Genomic DNA, 20,234 nt, shown 5'->3' with positions numbered 1-20,234 from the left:
GTGGGGTTTTACCCATTTTCAGGTGGTCAATTACCTAATTTTCAGGGAAAAAGTCCCTGAATTTTCCCCCCAATCACTCCAAGGGTCGGCACTTTTTGAAGGAAAAAAAGTCTAAAAACGTTGTTGGATAAGGTTTTTAGATTTATTCAGCAAACCCTAGTTAAGCTCTACTGAATTTAAACTGCCTATGGGGATTTTTAGTACAAATGCTCAGGCTTCCTCTCCCAACTCTGGCACTCCGGTGCAGTCTTAACGAGTAATTTAGATAAGTGGGTGGGTGGAATTAAATATAAGACGAACGTAGGTTGGGTTGAAGCATGAAACCCAACACCCCCAGGGATTACGAAGTGCGCTAACCCATCCGACAAATAATTGTGCTTCCCTACTTAGTCAACAGCTTATCAGTTATCAGTTGTGAGTTTTCAGTTCACCGACTACTTTTTGGGGCTAATTTTTTTGGGCTTTATTTGACTTGACCAGAGGGGGGTCGTAGGCGCACGGATTTTCCATTATCTATATAATATCATGTCAAGCCCTAGTTAGCAAGAGAAAATTTTTTAATTGGGAGCGAAAGATCGAAGGACGAAAACCCAGTACATCTATACCGAGATATTTTCAGAATGATAACGATTCTCACCGACTGTGATAAGATGAGAATCATAATCAGACTCAGTTAATCCGATGGGTAAAAATTTCCAGTTAACAGCGATCGCTTTAACAATGACTATAGCCAGCTTAACAGCTTGTAGTGGTCCCTCGGTCAAGGAAGAGGAAGCAAAGACACCCTTACAGGTGACAGTGAGTATCGTACCGCAGGAATATTTTGTCAAACGCATCGGCGGTGATAGAGTCAGTGTTAATGCCATGATTCAACCCGGGACAGATCCCCACACCTATGAACCAAAACCCGAACAATTAAAAACCACAGCCCAATCCCAAGCCTACTTTAAAATCGGTGTATCCTTAGAAGATGCTTGGAAAGATCGCTTAAACAGTGTTAACCAACAGATGTTAATCGTCGATACCAGTCAAGGAGTAGATAAAATCCCTTTGACAGCAGAACATAATCACGATCATGATCACAGCAAGGAAGAAAAACATCAAGCTGGAAAAAACACCCTAGATCCCCATATTTGGTTATCACCAAAACGAGTCAAAGCACAAGCAGAGACTATTTATCAAACCCTAGCACAACTCGATCCCGATCAGGAAACTATCTATCGGGCTAACTTGGAAAAATTCCGTCAGGAATTAGACGCATTAGATCAAGAAATTCGGCAAAACTTGGCAGGGATCAAAAACCAAAAATTTATGGTGTTTCATCCCGAATGGGGCTATTTTGCCCAAGATTACGGTTTAGAGATGATTGCGATCGAAATCGAAGGCAATGAACCGAGTGCTGCCCAGTTAAGTCAACTAATCAAACAGGCAAAAAAAGAGAATATTAAAGTTATTTTTGCTCAACCAGAATTTAGCCAGAAAAGTGCCGAAACTATTGCTAGGGAAATTGGGGGACAGGTAATCCCTATTAGTGCCTTTGCTCAAAATTGGAGTGAAAACCTGCGACAAGTTTCCCAAAAAATGGCCACAGTTTTAAATCAGTAATTGCTTGTATATGTCAACGATCATTACCATTAATAATCTCTGGGCCGGCTACGAACAGGAACCCATCCTCGAAGATATTAATTTAACCATTCAGGAATTGGATTTTCTGGGAATTATCGGCCCGAATGGAGGAGGGAAAACTACATTGCTTAAGGTTTTACTGGGATTAATGAAACCTTGGCGCGGAGAAGTCAGTATTTTGGGACAAAGTGTCCAAAAAGGTCGGGAATTAGTCGGTTATGTGCCGCAGTTTGTCGAATGCGATCGCTCATTTCCCATCACTGTGGGTGAGGTGGTGAAAATGGGGAGATTGAGCAGCAAAAAACTCTGGCAAGGCTATAGTAAAAAAGATGAGGTAAGGGTAGATAAAGCTTTAGATAGTGTGGGAATGTTAGCGTTGAAAAAAAGGTCGATTGCTGAACTTTCGGGAGGACAGCGCCAACGGGTTTATATCGCTCGCGCTTTAGCGGTAGAACCCCGTCTCTTGATTTTAGATGAACCCACTGCCAGTGTCGATCCCCAAATGCGTGCTAGTATTTTTTCCCTGTTGCAAGAATTGAATGAGTGGATGACCATTTTAATTATTTCCCACGATCTGGGAACCCTATCTACCTATGTTAAATCGATCGGTTGTCTCAATCGTCGTCTCTATTATCACGGCCAAAAATCTCTCACTGCTGCTATGTTAGAACAAGTGTATTGCTAAAAATTTTCTCCCTTTCTACTGTCAAAACCCTTGACAAATCCCGAAACTTGACATACACTTATATATACAATGGGAATCCGTGCCTGCCTACAGACCCTCTTTTTTCAGGTCAAATAAGCGCAAGGAATAAAGAAGACAGGGGATGACAATTAAAGACTTATACGAACAAGACTATCTTGCTTGGTTAGAAGAAACGGCCAAACAACTGCGACAAAGACAGACAGATTTATTAGATTGGGAACATCTCAGGGAAGAAATCGAAGCTTTGGGGAATGAACAGAGACATAAAGTGGATAGTTATCTCCTGCAATTACTCATTCATCTGCTTCTCTACCAATACTGGCCGGGGGAACTAGAAAGATGTGCGAGGGGATGGCAGGACGAAATCGGTAACTTTCGGGTGGAATTAGAACTTTTATTGGAGTCAAAAACCCTCTATAACTATTTTTTAACCAGAATCGCCGTTATTTACCCCAAAGCAGTGAAGCGAGTCCGACAAAAAAGCGAATTACCGGCCGCTATCTTTGCCGAAAGCTGCCCCTATAGTCCCGAACAAATCCTCGATTCCGATTTTCTACCCTGAAATTCCGGCAGATTTTTTCAGAAAAACCCTTGACAAATACCCGCACTTGACAGATACTTATATATAGAATGGGAATCCGTGCCTGCCTGCGACCCCTCTTTTTTCAGGTCAGATAATGCGATTAAATTTATTCCTGCTCCCTGGGGTTGAGTTCTAGCTTCAGCAGTTTTAGGAGATGGGAAATATGGCAGCTTGGATTATCGCTATTGTGGGCATAAAATCTTCCTATTTGTAATGCCAGTTGTTCTCTATATCTTTCTGGGGGTGATGTATAGTCCCCTGGAGGTTCAACTTGTAACCAATATTGCTTCGCTTTTTTGATAGTCAACAGAGCCAGCACTAATTCCGATTGGCTATTGTCGTTGCTAACTTGATATTGTTTTTGCCAAGATACTTGTAATTTCTCCACTTCCGATAGTTCTAGGTTTTGACAATGAGAGATTCTCTCTTTAACTCTGGAAAAATTATTTTTTAAATCGGCATCATCCTTAATTTTATCTGCCATATCAAGATAAATCTTTTCTAGTCTAGCATCGGAATCTCGATAAACAGCCGAATGTTCGCTAAGAATTGGTTGAATATCGGGGAAAATGAAATAAGACTCTTTATGAATCAATCCCGTTACCCAGATTCTATGCTGTCCAACCTGATTGACTTTAATCAGTGATTTGTCATATAAGTCCTCAAAAATTTCCTCTAAATCCTTAAACGGGTAGGAATCATCTAAACTTTTATTTTGTAAGTCCAAATCGACGATAGCGAAAAGCTGCTGGGGATTTAAATAAGAATTCTCTGGTTTCTCTTCATGTAAACGTAAAAGATGAAAGTAAGTATTTAAAACATCATTTCTATCACCACAGTTAAAAAAAGTCGGTATCTTTTGTCTCCAATCCCTAGGAACACAAGCTTTATAAAAATTAGCATCGGGAAAATCTTCCATAGCTCGATAGGATTGAGGAGATAACCTGCCGGCAGTTTTTTTGATTTCCCCTTCACAGAGGATGACAAATTTATTACGAATTTGACGGTTTGCCAGAATAAATTGACAATGTTCTAAAAGTTCTGTTTCTCTAAGACTCATGGGTTAGTTTCTCAATCTTTATTTAAATAGTTTCGGTTCTATCTCTTTAACATGAGCGGGAGTTAAAGCTTGACAGAGTTCATAGGAATGAGTGGCTAAGATATATTGATTGCTAGGTTCCCATTCCTGCAAGTCCTCAATAATTTTATATTGCCAGTCGGGATGGAGAGCAATCTCAATTTCATCCATCAAGACAATCGCATCTTTTATCCTACGATACTTTAGCCACAGATAGATACTTAATCGCTTCAGTTCCCCATGACTCAAATCCTCTGGATATAATTCTTCTCCGTTTGTGTCTCCTTTGAATTTAAAGGTAATCCCCGATATATCTTTATCTAAATTAATTTCTTTGTCGGATAAAATTGAATTTAAGTTTTGCCGTCTTAGTTGATAATTATTTCCATATTCACCAGTTTCTATAGCTTGAGCAAAATCTTGATCACGAGCCATGATAAAGTAATTAATCAATAGCTCAACGGGCAGAAAATCGTAGGTAAATAAGTTGCTAAGTTTCTTTTTAACATCTGCCATGGCTAAATAATAGTTACTGGAGTCTGGATTCCCTTGATTTATCTTAAAAAGACTCTTGTTTGTGGCTTTAGGTAAAAAGATAAAAACTTGCGTTGAAGGTGCTGCTAAAAATATTTTTGAGGATAATTCTTTCATGAATAATTGAAATTCTTCTTGGATGGCTTGACTAAATTTACACAGCAAAAATATTTTTTCATTCTTCTGGTTGTTTGCTTGACAAAGATATACTAACTTATTTATTCCTAAAATATTTTTAATTATTTTTGTTTGCTGAAGTAATGTTTGAGATTGAGGGGCATCAATGTATATTTGAGCATTCGTCATTCCTAGTTTATCTTGAATAGCATCCATTATTATCTCTAAAAAACTTGTTGAATATTCACCCGAAATTAATCTATCTATTGATGACATTATATCTAAATCAAATAAATGATTGAGTTCTTCTTGGGCAAATAAATGTCGAATTAATTGGTTTCTTTCTGTTTCATCCTCTGGGTTCAACAAGCTTTTAAGTTGTTTTTCAATGTTTTTGAGTCTTTCACGTTGGCCATTTAGCTTTTTGATTTTTTGTTCAATGTCCTGTAATTTTTTTAGATCATCAACGTTAACAGTATCCAAATCTTCTTTTTGTCCGTCAAGGTTAGATAGCAAGTCTTTTATATAAGCATCTCTGCAAATAAAAAATTCTAGTTTTACTTCTTCCTGATTGTCGGTTAGAATTTCAAAAATAGCCAAGGATTTCTGGTCTAACTCATCTTCTAGTTGACATCGATCGAGTAAATTTACAACGTATTCTATTTTTTCTGAATCACCAGAACAATGAAGCAAGATAAAAATTAATTGTAGAAGGGTACTTTTGCCACCGCCATTTTGACTACCGATAGGGAATATCTGGGGAAAAAAGTCTTTATCAAAACTAATATCAATATTCTTTAACACTCGAAAGTCAGGAACCTGAACCCGTAGTAACCGCATTGTCAAAACTCCCGTAATCCTATCCTCTTGCTCATCTGCTTATTGTAGCTCACAGGCAAAGGTGAAACAATCTCTTATCCCGCGTTTCTATACCTATCCAATATCTGGCGATCACTTGTCTTTTCTACTGGCCAAATTCCGGCAGATTTCCTCAAAAAAAACCTTGACAAATCTCCGCACTTGACAGATACTTATGTATAGAATGGGAATCCGTGCCTGCCTGCGAACCCTCTTTTTTCAGGTCAGATAAGCGTCAAAAAAATAAAAACCTGATACCTGACCACTACTAAAGACTTATACGGACAAGACTATCTTGCTTGGTTAGAAGAAACGGCCAAACAACTGCAACAAAGACAGACAGATGTATTAGATTGGGGAACCAACAGAGACATAAAGTAGATAGTTATCTCCTAAAATTACTCATCCATTTGCTTCTCTACCAATACCGGCCAATGTCTTTTCTACTGGCCAAATTCTGGCAGATTTCCTCAAAAAAAACCTTGACAAATCCCCGCACTTGACAGATAATTATATGTAGAATGGGAATCCGTGCCTGCCTGCGAACCCTCTTTTTTCAGGTCAGATAAGCGTCAAGAGAATAAAAACCTGATAACCGGTCCCTAACTACCTATAAGCTTTTCATCCAATCACTAATCAACCGGTTAACCTCTGTGGGAATTTCATCGTGGGGACAATGACCCGCAGTGAGATAATATTCTGTCAGAGAAGGATAGTATTGACGGAATTTGGCCCCGCGTTCCCTAGTATTCATCCAAGGGTCCCCTTCACCCCATAACATCAACAGGGGACAGCTTAACTTTTGCAGGAGAATATCCACATTTTCCCCCCGGGGAGATTTAAACACAGAAGCAAAAACTTTGGCTGCTCCCGCATCCAGGGAAGGACGACGGATATCTTCTATTAACTGCTCGGTAATGGCACTGCGATCGAGATATACTTTCTCTAGGGTTTTGCGGATAGTTTTGGGTTGACGGGTATAGAGAAATAAGAGATAACTGGCCCAAGGTTGCAGCAGCATCGATCGCAGTAATTTTTGTGCTAAATTAGGCTGACGATTGCTTTCTGTATCGCTAAAGGGACCGGCGCTATTGAGGAGAATTAATCCCCGAACATTCTCGGAATGATTAGCAGCCACACAGAGAGAAGCGTAACCCCCCAGAGAATTACCCGCTAAAACCGTCGGTTGGCCCACAACTTCCTTGATAAAATCATTTAATTGTTGCTGCCAAAGATTGCCACTATAGACAATATCCGGTTTAGCTGATCTACCAAATCCTAACAGATCGATCGCCCATACCTCCCATTCTGAGGCTAAACCTTGCACATTTTTTCGCCAATGGTCGGTGGAAGCGCCAAAACCGTGGACTAATAGTAACGGGGGTTTTCCCGCAACTCTAGCACCCGCTTGCACATAGTGTATAGAATTTCCTTGCCATTGCCAATTTTGCCTTGTCGTCAGAGCAGCTGTATTCATCTGCTGTTTTGTTAAGTAATGTGAATAATTCTTAGTCTAACCGATTGAGAAACTGGAGACAAAGCTAGAGATTTTTAGCCAAACCCCTTGACTGAAAACGGGACTTGACATATACTTATATATATAGTGGGAATCCGTGCCTGCCTGCAAACCCTTCATTTTTGGGCAAATAACCCTAAAAAACACTCTCAAAAAAATCTTGAGCGGGATTAATCTGCTGGTATTGGTGGCTAACCCCAGAGAATTACTCCTGAATCACTGGGACAGTTTTTTGCTAATTCTGATAACAGCTATGAAGATTTTGACGATTTTACAGGGATTAATCGACAAAAATCCCTTAACTGAGGCGGATCTGGAAGAATTACTAGCGATCGAATCCTTATCTTGAAACTGGACTAAGATAAACTCCTCATCCTCGGATAATTCTGGTTATCCGAGCTTCATCTACCCCATCAGTGTCAACCGATTCAACTATCTCTAATACAGCTTTTTGCGCTTCATTCATTATTGCCTTTCTCCGTGATAATTTTCTAGCCTTACATCCATAGGACTGTGATTAAGCAAGGAATTTAAAGAAAGCGCCCGAACCTCTAGCTTGTCGGGAAGCGCATCTAGCTCCTCTTGATCTTCCTTGAACATTTCAGTGAATTCGTCGTCTAATCTTTCGTACTCCGAATAAAGAGACAGCAAATCACCCTTAACATAAGGCGATTCCCATTTAATTACTAACGCCCCTTCATTTTCCGACTCGTACCCCACTAAAATCAAAACTTCCGAGCCAAAAAAACCAATCGTTTCAAAATCTTGCTGATCCCAAAAAATACCTTCAACAAAATCCTCTTTGTTGGTAATAATAATCTCGACTTCTTTAAAACCATCAGCTAGGGAAAAAACCAAGTCAGTATCTTGGTTTGGCCACTTTTTGACGTGGTGCATTTGACCGCTGACAATGCCTATCGGTAAAGGCTGTAACTCACCTGTTAAAAAACTGCATTTACCAAGGCTTTTCTTGTCTAAATTAGCGCAACGACCGCATCCATACCAAATCATATAAACCTCAAAATTGAACAGTAAATTAGCCGAAGACATTCGCGATAAATCGACCGAACTGGGAGCGTGGTCTAAAATCTCCACACCCCACCCCCGATCCACTGGGTACTCGGAAGAAAAACTAAAAGTAGTATTGTCACCCATTTTTAACACCTCGATCGGTGACGAACGGGTTAAAGACTTGGGAATTTCTAAGGTTTTCACGGCAGATTGATAAATATAGCGTTTCTGATTCAGAAGAGGTACATTTCCGATCCTGAACAGTTTAATCAGCAAAGGTTTAAGTGTGCCGCACAGATGCGAGAACCGCTATCAATATTTATTGTGCTCTCAAACCTTTTGACTCTTCGGTTTGTCTTATGCAACGTACAGGTTTATAAAGTATGAAACCCTTATAGAAAAAGACATTGCCGCGATTTTTGTCAATTGTTTGCGGTCGCTAATTTTAGCCTCCAAAAGTTTTTCGCCATCTTGGAATTGAACGAAAATAAACTTTTCATCTTCGGATGATTCTGGTTCACCGATCGCATCTCCCCCATCGGTGTAAACCGATTCAACTATCTCTAATACAGCTTTTTGCGCTTCATTCATTATCGTCTTCATCCTCCGATTCTATAGGAAAATTTTCGGGAGAATAAAGCAAAGCAAAACTTTCAAAATAGGGGACTATCGCCTCCTCATAATCCGAATGCGTTCGCAGTTTAGAAAATTTACCCCGATCAAAATCTGCCTTGATAGTGCTGACGATTCCGGCCAAAGGTTCGGGATAAACAGGACTAGCGCCTTCATGACTCGAAGCCATTCGCGAAAAAACATCGCCGTCTCCTGCCACCAGTCCCCTAAACAAATTTTTGACAAAACTTTCTAAACGTGGATCCATAAATTTCCTCACTTCGACAAGGCTCAGTGACCTCTAAATTTCCTCCATTTCCATAATAGCAATTCCTTTTTCTCTGGTTACTTTGTTCACTTTAAACCCAGTAAAAGCAGGAGAGATTTTTGGCCAAACCCCTTGACTGAAAAGGGAACTTGACATATACTTATATATATAGTGGGAATCCGTGCCTGCCTGCGAACCCTTCATTTTTGGGCAAATAACCCTAAAAAACACTCTTACAAAAAAATCTTGAGCGAACCCATAACCCAGAGAATTACTCCTGAATCACTGGGACAGTTTTTTCCTAATTCCGATAATAGCTATGAAGATTTTGACGATTTTACGGGGATTAATCGACGAAAATCCCTTAAGTCAGGCGGATCTAGAAGATTTACTAGAGATCGAATCCTTAAATTTTAGGGAGACTAACCCTCTCATCCTACAGGAAAGGGCGGAACTATTAACGATTCTCTGGCCGCGAGTCTGGCAAAAATGTCAGGAGTTAGGTATAAATCAGCCAAATCAGATTTTGATCAGCTGTTGGCGCTTCTGGATTCCCTGGGCGCTACAGCTACGCAACCACGCAAAACCGTTGATTCAAGGCATTTTGGCCCCCCAAGGCACGGGGAAGACCACTTTAACATCGATAATGTCGATTATTTTAGCCTATTTTGATTTAAAAGTAAATAATCTCTCTTTAGATGATATTTATAAGACCTATAATGAGCGAATAAAATTGCGTCAAAAGGATAAAAGATTGCGCTGGCGTGGTCCACCGGGTACTCATGATATAGAATTAGGAATTAAAGTTTTAGAACAGGTTTGTCAGCAAGAAAGTCCGATTTTAATCCCGCGTTTTGACAAGTCCCTGCATCGAGGACAAGGAGATAGAATTGCACCGGAACAAGTGGAACAAGTTGATATTCTTTTTTTCGAGGGTTGGTTTGTGGGCATGAATCCAATAGAGGAAACAGTCTTTGATCGTGCCCCCGATCCGATTAATAGCGAAGAAGACCGACAATTCGCCAGGGATAATAATCAAAGATTGCGAGAATATCTACCCCTCTGGTCAAAAATCGATCGCTTACTGATTCTTTATCCCCTTGACTACCGTTACAGTTTACAATGGCGACAGGCAGCCGAAGCAAAAGGAGGTATGAACCCATCAGAAATCGAGGAATTTGTCAAGTATTTTTGGAAAAGTTTACATCCGCAATTATTTCTCCCACCCCTGCTCAAACAAGCGCATCTAGTGGTAGAAATTAATCGGGATCATAGTCTGGGAAAAATCAGTAATCAGTGAAAAGAAAGCTCCGAACTTGTCACTTAACACTATTGACTGAAAACTCACATCTGATAACTGATAACTGATAACTGATAACTGATAAAGCTTATGATTGAAGTGGAACATCTGAGTAAAATTTATGGTTCTACCGCGGCAATCAGTGACGTGGATTTTACCGTAGAAAAAGGAGAAATACTCGGTTTTTTGGGACCAAATGGAGCGGGAAAAACCACGACTATGAGGATTTTATCCGGTTATATTTCTGCTACAACAGGAACAGCAAGGATAGCAGGATACGATGTACATCAACAATCCTTAGAAGTGCGTCGTCGCATTGGTTATCTTCCCGAAAATCCCCCCTTGTATCCAGAGATGACCGTAGAAAGTTTTCTGGATTTTGTCGCACGGATTAAAGGCATCTCATCGGGGGATAGAAAAGCGCGGGTAGATTTAGTTTTAAGCAAATGTCAGTTACTAGAAAAAAGAAAAGTTATTATCCGCAAGTTGTCCAAGGGTTATAAACAGCGTGTGGGAATTGCCCAAGCAATCGTACATGATCCACCAGTAATTATTTTAGATGAACCGACAGTAGGATTGGATCCGAAACAGATTATCGAGGTGAGAAATCTGATTAAAAGTTTAGCGGGAGAACATACAATTATTCTCTCCACTCATATTTTACCAGAAGTGAGTATTACCTGCGATCGAGCGACAATTATTAATCGGGGTCGCATCGTAGCCAATAATATTACTACCGCTACCCCTGCCAGTTCCAGTTATGAAATTGAGATTGAGGGTGATAGGGATTACCTGCTAGAAATCCTTCAACAACTGCCGCAAGTCGAGCAAGCAGCAAAAGTCGGCGATAACCTGCTCAAAATTGTTGGTCAAGTGGGAACAAACTTAGGGGCAGAACTTGCTAGAATAGTTGTCAACAATGGTTATAACTTATTAGAAATGCGTCGCACCCGTAAAACCCTAGAAGATATCTTTCTGGAAGTAATCGGCAGTGGGGAAAATAACCACCAGGAGGAGAGGCATGATCAATAATATCTGGGCGATTTTTCGCAAGGAATTTCAAAGCTATTTTACGGCTGCCAATGCCTATATCATTATGGGGATATTTTGGTTAGTAGCAGGATTTTTCTTTAACTCCCTTCTCTACGGCATTATTCTCGATATTGGTATTCAGGAACAATCGGGATTTCTGGTAGCCAGAGATACGGTGTCTGAATTTATGACCACTTTCATCGGCATGATTTTGTCCTCTTTATTGTTGGTAATTTTGCCAGCCCTGTCTATGGGATTATACGCAGAGGAAAAAAAACAGGGAACCCTAGAACTTTTAGCCACTTCCCCCCTGACTAATTGGAGTATAGCGATCGGTAAATTATTGGGAGTGCTGGCCTTTTTTACTGTGATGATTACCCCCCTGTGGATTTACGAAATAGTAGTTTTTAGTGCCGCAGTTCCCCCGGTGAATATAGCCAGTATTTTACTAGCTCATCTAGGATTAATTTTACTAGCAGCGGCCATCCTAGCCCTTGGGATGTTTATCTCCTCCCTCACCAATAGTTCTATCCTTGCTTACATCATCACCTTTATCACCATCTTATTTATCTGGATACTGGATGTCATTGCTAACAATGCCGAAACCTTCTTTCGAGATCGCATTGGAGGAGAAGTGGGAGAACAGATCGGATTTTTCCTGAAAGAATTGCTCTCCCATCTATCTTGGTATCAACCCTTTAACAATTTCGTGCGGGGAATTTTTGACAGTAGTAGTTTAGTCATCTTCCTCAGTTATATTCTGCTGGGAATCTTCCTAACTACTCAAGCGATCGAAGCGGACCGTTATCAAAGAAACTAACTATGATATCCTGGCAAAAATACAGTAAATTTCTCTATATACCCGCCCTATTTCTGGGTAGTGCCGGCCTAACCGTGGGGTTAATCTCCGGTCAATGGTCATCCCTCTCTCTGGGGTTATTAATTGCCGGGGCTATTCTGTTTCTAGGGTGGCTGTTGTTATTAGTAACCACTGCCAAAGACTTTTGGCAAAAAAGAAGTACCCGCACCGGCACTCAAACCCTCATTACTACTATTATTGTCCTCAGCGTTATCGGTTTAATTAACTTTCTCGCCCTCCGTTATCCCTATCGAGTTGATTTAACCGAAAACCAAATCTTTAGTTTATCCCCCCAAACCGAAAGACTATTAACCAATCTGTCAAAACCCGTCAAAGTCTGGATTTTTTCAACCCGGGGAATCAGTGCCAACGAACAGGAACTTTTAGCCAATTATCAACGCAAAAATCCTCAATTTCAGTACGAGATAGTTAACCCGGAGAAAAAACCCAATATTGTCCAAGAATTTAAAAAACTAGCTGATGATAATCTCTCCAGAGTCTATCTACAGTATGGTGAAAAAAAACAACCCCTGAAAACTATTAGTGAACAGGAAAGTCTCACCGAAGCGAAACTGAGTAACGCTATCGAAACCGCTAAAACTAATCGCACTTTAACCGCTTATTTTCTGCAAGGTCATGGAGAAAATGCCATCAAAGAACCTCAAGGAGGTTTAGGACAAGCAGTCAAGAGTTTAGAAGCAAAAGGTTATCAAGTAGAACCACTTAATCTAGTGGAACGTTCCACCATTCCCAATAATGCCGATGTCATTATTATTGCCAGTCCCAAAAGAAAAATATTTCCCCAAGAAGTCACCGCTTTAAAAAACTATCTCAATCAAGGGGGCAAAATTTTATTACTGATTGACCCCCAAACCGAAACCGGATTAGAACCCTTATTAACCCCTTGGGGTGTGAAACTAGATAATCGGATTATTATTGATGCTTCCGGTGCCGGGGAAATCATTGGTTTAGGTCCGGCTAGTCCCATTATTACCAATTACGGTAATCATCCCATTACTCGCGATTTTGCTAACGGTATTTCTATCTTTCCCTTTGCTCGTCCCATCGCTACCGTTCCCGTCGAAGGAATTGAAGCCGTATCTTTAATGATTACTAATGATAAAATGTGGGCTGAGAGTGATTTAAATGATCAGAATCTCCAGTTTAACCTTGAAAAAGATTTAGCGGGCCCCTTTGATCTAGGAGTTGCTCTGACGGGAAAAAAAGGTAAATTAATTGTGATTGGTAATGCCAGCTTTGCCAGCGATGGACTATTTGAACAACAGTTAAACGGAGATATATTTTTAAATTCTGTGCAGTGGTTAGCCAGTGGTGAAACAGCCACCTTATCTATCCGGGCCAAGGAACCAGAAAATAGAAGAATTAATTTAAATCCCCTGCAAGCTAACGCTATTTTTTGGATAGGGATGGTAGTGATGCCTTTAGTGGGATTTACCCTAGCCGGATTGACTTGGTGGCAACGTCGTTAATCGAGTTAGAATCTAGAAAAATCATCTCTCTTATTCCCCCTAACTGCCATGACCACAACCCAAACTATCCCCCAATTGTTGACTTTTGATGACTATATCAATCAATATCCCGATGATGGACAACAATACCAATTAATCGCAGGAAAATTATTGGCCATGATGCGACCGATCGGAAAACACGAAGAAATTGGCGGATTTGTTTCTGGAACCCTATTCTTAGAGATAAATCGGCAGCAATTGCCCTATTTTATCCCCAATACTGCCGCAGTAAAACCCCTTCGCCCCCATACAGGTTATCTACCCGATATTATTGTCTTAGACAGAGAAAATCTAGTTAATGATCCCTATTGGGAAACCGCTTCCTCAATTTCTCTGGCAACATCAGCTAAATTAATTATTGAAATTGTCAGTTCCAATTGGCGAGATGATTATCTGAAAAAATTCGACGACTACGAACAATTAGGAATTGCTGAATATTGGATTATCGATTATTTAGCCAAAGGTTCGGCCCGATATATCGGCAGCCCCAAAGAACCCACCATTTCTATCTATCAATTAATCGATGGAGAATATCAAGGTAATTTATTTAAACAGGATCAACGTCTTATTTCAGGGGTTTTTCCAGAGTTAAACCTCACTGCTAATCAAATTTTTCGTGCTAGAGCTTAAAGAAAAACCCGTATTTTTAGATTAGACTTATGGCAAAAATCAAAAATTGTCCTGAGAGTCAGGAGTCAGAAGCTTATAATATAAAACAACTCAAGATCGGAGAAATCAATCTAATGTTTGCCACAATAGAAGATAAACAAGCCCTTTCCCTCGAAGTATTTCTTGCCCTTCCAGAAACTAAGCCTGCTAGGGAATATTATCATGGAATTGTCACTCAAAAACCTATGCCCAAAGGAAAACACAGCATCTTACAATTTGAGTTAGCCTCTGCCATTAATCAACAGGCTAAACCTCAAAAATTAGCTTATGCTCTACCTGAATTGCGTTGTACTTTTGCAGAACGTTCAATTGTGCCAGATATTGCGGTGATTCGTTGGGAGAATTTGCCAAGAGATATAGATGGAGAAATGGCCGATCAATTTTTACGTTATCCCGATTGGATTATTGAAATTATGTCTCCTGAACAATCTGTTACCTTAGTGATGGAAAAGATTATTTTCTGTTTACAACAAGGAACAGAATTAGGTTGGTTGATTGATCCTTCAGCAAAGTCAGTCACCGTTTTTCAAACAGGATTACCGAAAGTACATATTGCAACTGAAGGAAATAATGAGCCTTTAGCAGTGATTAAAGGTTTAGAACGTTGGTCAATATCAGCAGTGGATATTTTTGCTTGGCTAAAGGTTTAATTTGTTCTGTCAGCATCGTTTGGTTTATCAGTTTATTCCAGAAGAGTAAAGTTATCAAAGTTATAGGGATGTGGACTCATTATGAATAACCCCTCTTATTTCTTATTTATTTTATACTGGTAGCATTAATGATTGATTTGGATTGTAAAAATTAGGAACATGAAAAGCCTATGGTATAAGACTTTTGCCTTCTGCAAAGCGGTATAAATACCCTCAAGATAACATAAGAATATGATATAAAGCCCCTACTCAATTGACTGAATGAAGGGGCATTTATAGTATTTTAGAAACAATTTAGCCAACTTTTGTGGTTTCTTTTTCGGTGGATTGGGAGGGTTTTAGTTTGCGTTTCAGGGTTGAAGCTGCGCCTAGTATTCCGAGGGAGAGGAGGAAAGTTATAATCTGAGAAACACTATTAGATATGTAGATATGATTAGATAAGGTACAATGAAAGATGTAGATGCACCTACTTAAGCCATGAAACAAGTTCTCAAAAATATTGAGGTATCAGAGATTCCCACACTAATCGATACATGGATAGATATTCCTGTAAATTAATCGATAGTAAAAAATGTGGGATATCCCGAACGATCAGCAAGTATGGAATAATATGTATTGACTGGAACACCCTGTAAAGGTGGTATGGCTAAACGACAACGACGGAAAGTTTTATCAAGAATAGTTTTGTACATACATCTTTTTACCGATTTCACGGGGATCAGGCAACTAATCCTACTAAAAGTTGCACCAGGAATACCCGGCACTATCGAAAATCTGCCATGATCATTTATAGCGTTTCCTGTTCACAAGAGGTACATTATCAATCCTGAAAAGCTTAATCAGCAAAGGTTAAAGTGTGCCACACAGATGTGAGAACCGCTATAAACAGGATTACCTCGCACCAACCAGATGATAGACTGGGGATAATAGAAATAATTGAATATGGCTAAATTACCGGAGGAAACCTTAACTAGCATTTTTGATCTACTGCGTCAACTGGCAGAGCAGATAGAATCAGAAGAATTAAGCCTAAACATTAGCTCTCTTTCATTGTAGGGAAAAGGGCAAAGGTTTAAGAGAAAATTATCATCTTCCCCTTTCCGACTTCTGCAAGCAGTCTATTAATTACTATTTTCTTCAGGAGGAGAAGGTGATAAAACAGGAGGAGCGATCGGTTCAATTTTATCCTCATTAACTGGGGGATTAATCACCTCTGGAACAGGAGAAGGAGAAGGGGAAGGGGAAGGAGAAGGAAGGGGAGAAACTTGAGGACTTGGCTCCGTTTCAGGAAGGGGAACAGGAATAGGAATTACTTCTTCTGGGGTGGGACTAGGAGTTAATTCTGGAGTCGCTTCTGGACTAGGAATCACCTCTGGGGTAGGAGTCGGGGATGGGGTAGGAGTCGGGGAATAAATAGGAGTCCGTTGACGAGAAGGTCGTCGGATAGGGGGAAAATCTTGGGAGGGAGGAGGAATGATTTCAGGACTAGGAGAAGGTTCAGGGGTTGGTGATGGTTCAATTTCCTCATTTTTGGGTAAAAGAGCCATAAATCCCCGATATCCTAGGGCAAAAGCCCCAATTGTCACCGCAAAAATCAGCAAAATCGACAGCCAAGGATTCTTTTTTTTCCCAGAATTGGGTTTAATAACCACAGTGGGGGGGACGGTTGTTTTTTGGGGTGTAGAGGACTTTAATCGGGGACTATGGGGAGAAACCGCGATAGTCGGTTGGGTGGACAAATCGGGGGAGATTTCTCCCAAAGCTGCCAACATTTCCCTGGCAGTAGCAAACCGATCCCGGGGATGAAAACGGATCGCTCGATCGATTACCATAGCTAAATTAGGATTAACATTTTCTGCCTCCTGTCGCCAGAGAATTTCCCCCGTACGCGAGTCAGTTTCTAGATATTGGGGAGTTTTTCCCGTTAATAAAAAAATCGCCGTTAAGCCTAGGCTGTAAAGGTCACTAGAAAAGACCGGTCTCCCGGCAGCCTGTTCCGAAGCCATATAACCGGGGGTGCCAAGGGCGATCGAATAGGCACTTTTTCCCGTAGGATCGAGTAAGGTGGCGACTGCTTCTTTCATTACCCCAAAATCGATTAAAACGGGCAAATTATCACTATTTCTTAAGATAATATTATCGGGTTTCACATCCCGGTGAATAATGCGGCGACTGTGAATAAAATCAAGAACAGGCAGTAAATTATCTAAAATCGTCCGCACTGCTGAGGAGGATAAATTTCCCTGTCGTTGCTGTTTTTGGGTTAGTGTCTCCCCTTCAATCCATTCCTGCACCAGATAGAAATGATTATCTTGGGCAAAATAACCGTATAAACGGGGTATTTGGCGATTTTGCTCCCCCAATTCCTCTAAAACGCTTGCTTCTTTCTGAAAACGTTCTTTTAACCATTCTGGTATCCCCTCACTTTGAATAGCTGGCTGCAATTTTTTAATCACACAGCGCCGTTGAGAAGGCATATTCGTATCGATAGCGATATAAGTTTCCCCAAATCCCCCCCTAGCAAGGATACTAACAATTTGGTAGCGATTGTTTAAAAGCACTAGATTCATTACCCTGAGAGTGCAAGCGTGGTCATAAATTGTTCCTAGACTAACATTCTTTCGTTAAGGAAAAAGTCAAGGGAAAAACTAGAGTCAAGTCTAAGGAATCCAGCGACGGATTTTCGTCCACAAAGGTGCATTATCTTGACTACTCATCTGTTGAAAACTTTGATAACAATCGTAGGCGCGATTAAGATGGGCGGTGATTTCCGTACGGCCAAGGAACGGGGCGAAGGATAGAGAATTTGGGCGATTAATGACCAATCTGCCCCATAACACAGCCGATAAACCGCTTTAACCCGCTCTTTTCCCAACTGTTGACAAGCTTGTAAATGCCATTGACGAAAATCTTTCCGCATCTGCTGATGAGTTCGCAAATCTCGCCGGGCAAATCTGCCCTCAGCTATTTTATTAGTCCCGATAGTGTTAAAGTTCCCATTAGCGATCGCTTTTAGGTCCCAGTAAAGATGATAAAAAGGCTCTTGACCCAAGGCCAGACTTTCCAGAATTTCCTTAGCGTAACCTCTAGGGGAATTTAATCGCAATAACTCCCTTAATTACCGACAAAACTGCTCATTTTCAGGCATACTGCGCCATTGCCAATAGTTAATATCTGGTTTTGCCAGAGACTGCTGATAGAAACCGCGCCAGACTTGCGGAACAGTACAAGCGATCGGGGTAGCCAAAGGAGTAGCCAAGGGATAAAATTGACCCTTTAAAGAGCTTTCAGGAGCATCTTCCAGCAAACAAGCAAGATGATAGGCGGGATGACTACGGGGCGTTTTTTGGGGGCTAATAAACCAAAAAGCCGTTAAAATGACAATTAAGTACAAGAGGAGAGAAAGAATTTGCTCCGCCATCGCAACTTTTAGTTAGTCTGCTGAGTTACTCGAAGAATTATAATTGGTGCTATGGTCGCTGAAAAGTTCTTTGTATCTCGGCTGATTGTCAGGAATCCACAAAACGGGGTGATATGCCGAAAGTTTCCACATATCCTTACTCTGGTTATTCGGAAAGTTTCTGTATAATTAGTTAAACCTAAAAAATGAGGCAAAATAATGACGGACAAAAATAAGCCAGAAGAAGTTCAAGAGGCAATGATTTCAGTGGGAGTGGGTACGGCGATTGGAGCCAGTGCATCGGCAGTGGTTGGAGGTATGGGACTTGCGGTAGGAGGAACTGCTCTAGGAGTCGGTATGGCTCCAGTAGCAGCGGCAGGAGCAGTTGTCGGCACGGCAGTTTACGGAACAAAGAAAGCAATAGAAGAACAAGACGCAACGGCAATTGGAGCAGCGGCAATTGGTGCGGGTGCTGGAGCTGGTATATCAGCATTGGTTGGGGGTATGGGATTAGCGGTAGGAGGGACGGCAGTTGCAGTTACAATGGCTCCCGTAGCGGCAGTAGGAGCAGTAATTGGTTTAGCTGGGTATGGGATTTCTAAATTATTCACTGAGTAAGTAATGGCTACACGGAAAAGACAGTCCCCCAATGCTGCTCAAAAATTAGTAAGAGGAGCAATTCGGGACTTTATTAATCAGCTTAATGGCATAGTTATTGAGCCGGAGATAAATACTCCTGTAAAGGGGACAGAGGCTTGGTATCGGGACAAACTTGCTAGAGAATTAGGAGGAAAAACCGAGGTTTACATTGATAAGGTAGGTAGAATAGATGTCTTAACTAATACGGAAATAATTGAAGTTAAAAATACAAAAGGCTGGAAATCAGCGATTGGACAAATAAAGAGTTATGGACAGTATTATCCCAAACATAAAATGAGAGTTCACCTATTTGGGAAATTGACTGAAAGTAAACTGGAAACTATTCAGAGAGTATGTAACCTAGAAGGTATAACTCTAACTTGGGAATAGTATGATAGCCGCTCTGGTAGGGTGCGTTCCCTAATGCAAGTCCTACCGCTACAGCGATCAACTTTTGGGAACGCACCACGATCATTGATTCAAGCAAATGATAATAATCTAAAAACGTCTAGGCACAGCGACGGAGGGGAGTGCGATCGCTTATAATCGAGTTGTAAATTTTTGTTACGAAGTGCAGTCAGATTGAACACTTGGTGCTGCAACCTTGCGGAAAAATTAGAATCTCAGCAGCGCTTGCTTACCACTAGCTTTATAGTCATTCATGCTTATCAAATCCCTAAAGGAGCTTCATGAGTCCTTGTTGGCACTTGTAGAAGCGCCGAATCAGAAAGAAGAACATTACCAAAAGTGGTTTGAAAATAACCGGATGATATTCTCTGTACTTGGTTTTTCGGAGGAAATACCTCACCCTTGCTCAATCAACATTGAAGGAGAGGCATACATCCCTGACTTCTTGGCAAGAGACTGTAGCGGTAGCTGGTTTGTCTTTGAACTCAAGAGGCCAGATATTAAAGTCCATACACAGAAAAACCGGCGTAGGACTTTCTATCGAGATTTTGAGTCATACATCTCTCAATGCAATGAGTATTCACTCTTTTTTGAGGAGACGGATAATCGAAACTTTATGAAGACAAAGTATGGGATCACCGTTCAGAGACAAGTACATAGCATCCTTGTGGCATCAAGAGATGATTCGCTTGATAAACATGGCTCTTCGGTAATTGTTATGCAAATAATTAACTGAAAATAAAATTAGATAAGAGAGCCTACGCCCAAAAGTAGCTGAAATTCATATAAAGAAGGACTTAAGGCACAAATAGGTTAATACCAAAAGATAGACAATTGAG

Annotated in this window: 21 protein-coding genes and 4 pseudogenes; 14 read left to right on the top strand and 11 right to left on the bottom strand. The window is 40.6% G+C overall.

The genetic code is table 11. The annotated features are described in order from the left end of the window. The first annotated feature begins 681 nt into the window (after positions 1–681). From IM319_RS10350 to IM319_RS10340, 3 genes are all read left to right on the top strand, one after another. On the top strand, positions 682–1,605 hold the full coding sequence (locus IM319_RS10350) for a metal ABC transporter solute-binding protein, Zn/Mn family (RefSeq protein WP_287735530.1): 924 nt from the start codon (positions 682–684) through the stop codon (positions 1,603–1,605). Between the two features lie 10 nt (positions 1,606–1,615). Further along, a complete protein-coding gene (locus tag IM319_RS10345; RefSeq protein ID WP_287735529.1) occupies positions 1,616–2,311 on the top strand; it encodes a metal ABC transporter ATP-binding protein in 696 nt (231 codons plus the stop codon). A gap of 142 nt (positions 2,312–2,453) precedes the next feature. Beyond that, positions 2,454–2,894, top strand: a complete 441-nt coding sequence (locus IM319_RS10340) for a DUF29 domain-containing protein (RefSeq protein WP_287735528.1) — start codon at positions 2,454–2,456, stop codon at positions 2,892–2,894. A 127-nt stretch (positions 2,895–3,021) separates the two neighbouring features. Here IM319_RS10340 and IM319_RS10335 read toward each other — a convergent pair whose 3' ends face one another. Beyond that, on the bottom strand, positions 3,022–3,975 hold the full coding sequence (locus tag IM319_RS10335) for a hypothetical protein (RefSeq protein ID WP_287735527.1): 954 nt from the start codon (positions 3,973–3,975) through the stop codon (positions 3,022–3,024). A gap of 18 nt (positions 3,976–3,993) precedes the next feature. Next, a complete protein-coding gene (locus IM319_RS10330) occupies positions 3,994–5,484 on the bottom strand; it encodes an AAA family ATPase (protein WP_287735526.1) in 1,491 nt (496 codons plus the stop codon). A 276-nt stretch (positions 5,485–5,760) separates the two neighbouring features. Here IM319_RS10330 and IM319_RS22485 point away from each other — a divergent pair. Then, positions 5,761–5,936 (top strand): annotated as a pseudogene (locus IM319_RS22485) (DUF29 family protein); the annotation flags it as partial. Between the two features lie 176 nt (positions 5,937–6,112). Here IM319_RS22485 and IM319_RS10325 read toward each other — a convergent pair. Beyond that, positions 6,113–6,979 carry an alpha/beta fold hydrolase gene (locus tag IM319_RS10325; RefSeq protein WP_287735525.1) on the bottom strand — a complete coding sequence of 289 codons (867 nt, stop codon included), beginning with the start codon at positions 6,977–6,979 and terminating at the stop codon, positions 6,113–6,115. A gap of 136 nt (positions 6,980–7,115) precedes the next feature. Here IM319_RS10325 and IM319_RS22710 point away from each other — a divergent pair. Continuing rightward, positions 7,116–7,364: pseudogene (locus tag IM319_RS22710) on the top strand (ABC transporter ATP-binding protein); the annotation flags it as partial. Positions 7,365–7,483: 119 nt separating this feature from the next. On the opposite strand, the gene IM319_RS10320 reads toward IM319_RS22710, so the two are convergent. The 4 genes from IM319_RS10320 to IM319_RS10305 all read right to left on the bottom strand — a co-directional run bounded on the left by IM319_RS10320 (position 7,484) and on the right by IM319_RS10305 (position 9,065). Continuing rightward, entirely contained in the window at positions 7,484–8,233 is a 750-nt protein-coding gene (locus IM319_RS10320) for a hypothetical protein (protein ID WP_271955764.1), read from the bottom strand. A 153-nt stretch (positions 8,234–8,386) separates the two neighbouring features. Further along, a complete protein-coding gene (locus tag IM319_RS10315) occupies positions 8,387–8,620 on the bottom strand; it encodes a hypothetical protein (RefSeq protein WP_045360056.1) in 234 nt (77 codons plus the stop codon). Beyond that, complete coding sequence (locus IM319_RS10310; RefSeq protein WP_287735524.1) at positions 8,613–8,909, bottom strand: hypothetical protein; 297 nt, start codon at positions 8,907–8,909, stop codon at positions 8,613–8,615. Before IM319_RS10310 ends, IM319_RS10315 begins: the two co-directional genes overlap by 8 nt. A 33-nt stretch (positions 8,910–8,942) precedes the next feature. Further along, entirely contained in the window at positions 8,943–9,065 is a 123-nt protein-coding gene (locus tag IM319_RS10305; protein ID WP_287735523.1) for a hypothetical protein, read from the bottom strand. A gap of 163 nt (positions 9,066–9,228) precedes the next feature. Here IM319_RS10305 and IM319_RS10300 point away from each other — a divergent pair, with 163 nt between their 5' ends. The 6 genes from IM319_RS10300 (at position 9,229) to IM319_RS10275 (ending at position 14,948) form a co-directional block, all read left to right on the top strand. Next, entirely contained in the window at positions 9,229–10,209 is a 981-nt protein-coding gene (locus IM319_RS10300; RefSeq protein WP_287735521.1) for an ABC transporter ATP-binding protein, read from the top strand. A gap of 90 nt (positions 10,210–10,299) precedes the next feature. Next, positions 10,300–11,241 carry an ABC transporter ATP-binding protein gene (locus IM319_RS10295; RefSeq protein ID WP_287735520.1) on the top strand — a complete coding sequence of 314 codons (942 nt, stop codon included), beginning with the start codon at positions 10,300–10,302 and terminating at the stop codon, positions 11,239–11,241. Continuing rightward, a complete protein-coding gene (locus IM319_RS10290; RefSeq protein ID WP_287684937.1) occupies positions 11,231–12,061 on the top strand; it encodes an ABC transporter permease in 831 nt (276 codons plus the stop codon). The genes IM319_RS10295 and IM319_RS10290 overlap by 11 nt, the downstream gene beginning before the upstream one ends. A 2-nt stretch (positions 12,062–12,063) precedes the next feature. After that, complete coding sequence (locus tag IM319_RS10285) at positions 12,064–13,590, top strand: GldG family protein (RefSeq protein WP_287735518.1); 1,527 nt, start codon at positions 12,064–12,066, stop codon at positions 13,588–13,590. 48 nt (positions 13,591–13,638) lie between these two features. Beyond that, on the top strand, positions 13,639–14,259 hold the full coding sequence (locus tag IM319_RS10280) for a Uma2 family endonuclease (protein WP_002753823.1): 621 nt from the start codon (positions 13,639–13,641) through the stop codon (positions 14,257–14,259). Between the two features lie 113 nt (positions 14,260–14,372). Continuing rightward, positions 14,373–14,948: a Uma2 family endonuclease gene (locus IM319_RS10275; RefSeq protein ID WP_287735531.1), complete on the top strand. Its 576-nt coding sequence runs from the start codon at positions 14,373–14,375 to the stop codon at positions 14,946–14,948. 294 nt (positions 14,949–15,242) lie between these two features. Here the strand turns inward: IM319_RS10275 and IM319_RS10270 are convergent. The 4 genes and pseudogenes from IM319_RS10270 to IM319_RS10255 form a co-directional block, all read right to left on the bottom strand. Then, positions 15,243–15,344 (bottom strand): annotated as a pseudogene (locus IM319_RS10270) (PEP-CTERM sorting domain-containing protein); the annotation flags it as partial. Between the two features lie 158 nt (positions 15,345–15,502). Further along, complete coding sequence (locus IM319_RS10265; RefSeq protein ID WP_287735517.1) at positions 15,503–15,640, bottom strand: hypothetical protein; 138 nt, start codon at positions 15,638–15,640, stop codon at positions 15,503–15,505. A gap of 429 nt (positions 15,641–16,069) precedes the next feature. Then, the gene (locus IM319_RS10260; RefSeq protein WP_287735516.1) at positions 16,070–17,518 is read right to left on the bottom strand and encodes a serine/threonine-protein kinase; all 1,449 of its coding nucleotides are present in this window, start codon (positions 17,516–17,518) and stop codon (positions 16,070–16,072) included. A gap of 90 nt (positions 17,519–17,608) precedes the next feature. Further along, positions 17,609–18,369, bottom strand: a pseudogene (locus IM319_RS10255) (molecular chaperone DnaJ). A 198-nt stretch (positions 18,370–18,567) separates the two neighbouring features. Between IM319_RS10255 and IM319_RS10250 the strand changes: the two are divergent. The 3 genes from IM319_RS10250 (at position 18,568) to IM319_RS22480 (ending at position 20,131) form a co-directional block, all read left to right on the top strand. Then, positions 18,568–18,966, top strand: a complete 399-nt coding sequence (locus IM319_RS10250) for a hypothetical protein (protein ID WP_002746868.1) — start codon at positions 18,568–18,570, stop codon at positions 18,964–18,966. Positions 18,967–18,969: 3 nt separating this feature from the next. Further along, positions 18,970–19,377, top strand: coding sequence for a hypothetical protein (locus IM319_RS10245; protein WP_287685926.1), 408 nt, complete (start codon positions 18,970–18,972; stop codon positions 19,375–19,377). Positions 19,378–19,648: 271 nt separating this feature from the next. Continuing rightward, positions 19,649–20,131, top strand: a complete 483-nt coding sequence (locus IM319_RS22480) for a Shedu anti-phage system protein SduA domain-containing protein (protein ID WP_353857192.1) — start codon at positions 19,649–19,651, stop codon at positions 20,129–20,131. Positions 20,132–20,234: the final 103 nt, after the last annotated feature.

The organism is Microcystis sp. M113S1 (assembly GCF_020246945.1).
Classification (GTDB): domain Bacteria; phylum Cyanobacteriota; class Cyanobacteriia; order Cyanobacteriales; family Microcystaceae; genus Microcystis.
Note: the sequence above shows the minus strand (reverse complement) of the source record. Positions and strands in the feature narration are given on the sequence as shown.

What these genes read in the sequence shown, in the direction of transcription:
- IM319_RS10265 (WP_287735517.1), bottom strand. Translation starts at nt 15,640, where the DNA reads ATGTACAAAACTATTCTTGATAAAACTTTCCGTCGTTGTCGTTTAGCC.
- IM319_RS10340 (WP_287735528.1), top strand. Translation starts at nt 2,454, where the DNA reads ATGACAATTAAAGACTTATACGAACAAGACTATCTTGCTTGGTTAGAA.
- IM319_RS10345 (WP_287735529.1), top strand. Translation starts at nt 1,616, where the DNA reads ATGTCAACGATCATTACCATTAATAATCTCTGGGCCGGCTACGAACAG.
- IM319_RS10315 (WP_045360056.1), bottom strand. Translation starts at nt 8,620, where the DNA reads ATGAATGAAGCGCAAAAAGCTGTATTAGAGATAGTTGAATCGGTTTAC.
- IM319_RS10350 (WP_287735530.1), top strand. Translation starts at nt 682, where the DNA reads ATGGGTAAAAATTTCCAGTTAACAGCGATCGCTTTAACAATGACTATA.
- IM319_RS10335 (WP_287735527.1), bottom strand. Translation starts at nt 3,975, where the DNA reads ATGAGTCTTAGAGAAACAGAACTTTTAGAACATTGTCAATTTATTCTG.
- IM319_RS10260 (WP_287735516.1), bottom strand. Translation starts at nt 17,518, where the DNA reads ATGAATCTAGTGCTTTTAAACAATCGCTACCAAATTGTTAGTATCCTT.
- IM319_RS10250 (WP_002746868.1), top strand. Translation starts at nt 18,568, where the DNA reads ATGACGGACAAAAATAAGCCAGAAGAAGTTCAAGAGGCAATGATTTCA.
- IM319_RS10275 (WP_287735531.1), top strand. Translation starts at nt 14,373, where the DNA reads ATGTTTGCCACAATAGAAGATAAACAAGCCCTTTCCCTCGAAGTATTT.
- IM319_RS10290 (WP_287684937.1), top strand. Translation starts at nt 11,231, where the DNA reads ATGATCAATAATATCTGGGCGATTTTTCGCAAGGAATTTCAAAGCTAT.
- IM319_RS10285 (WP_287735518.1), top strand. Translation starts at nt 12,064, where the DNA reads ATGATATCCTGGCAAAAATACAGTAAATTTCTCTATATACCCGCCCTA.
- IM319_RS10295 (WP_287735520.1), top strand. Translation starts at nt 10,300, where the DNA reads ATGATTGAAGTGGAACATCTGAGTAAAATTTATGGTTCTACCGCGGCA.
- IM319_RS10325 (WP_287735525.1), bottom strand. Translation starts at nt 6,979, where the DNA reads ATGAATACAGCTGCTCTGACGACAAGGCAAAATTGGCAATGGCAAGGA.
- IM319_RS10300 (WP_287735521.1), top strand. Translation starts at nt 9,229, where the DNA reads ATGAAGATTTTGACGATTTTACGGGGATTAATCGACGAAAATCCCTTA.
- IM319_RS10310 (WP_287735524.1), bottom strand. Translation starts at nt 8,909, where the DNA reads ATGGATCCACGTTTAGAAAGTTTTGTCAAAAATTTGTTTAGGGGACTG.
- IM319_RS22480 (WP_353857192.1), top strand. Translation starts at nt 19,649, where the DNA reads ATGCTTATCAAATCCCTAAAGGAGCTTCATGAGTCCTTGTTGGCACTT.
- IM319_RS10330 (WP_287735526.1), bottom strand. Translation starts at nt 5,484, where the DNA reads ATGCGGTTACTACGGGTTCAGGTTCCTGACTTTCGAGTGTTAAAGAAT.
- IM319_RS10245 (WP_287685926.1), top strand. Translation starts at nt 18,970, where the DNA reads ATGGCTACACGGAAAAGACAGTCCCCCAATGCTGCTCAAAAATTAGTA.
- IM319_RS10280 (WP_002753823.1), top strand. Translation starts at nt 13,639, where the DNA reads ATGACCACAACCCAAACTATCCCCCAATTGTTGACTTTTGATGACTAT.
- IM319_RS10305 (WP_287735523.1), bottom strand. Translation starts at nt 9,065, where the DNA reads ATGTCAAGTTCCCTTTTCAGTCAAGGGGTTTGGCCAAAAATCTCTCCT.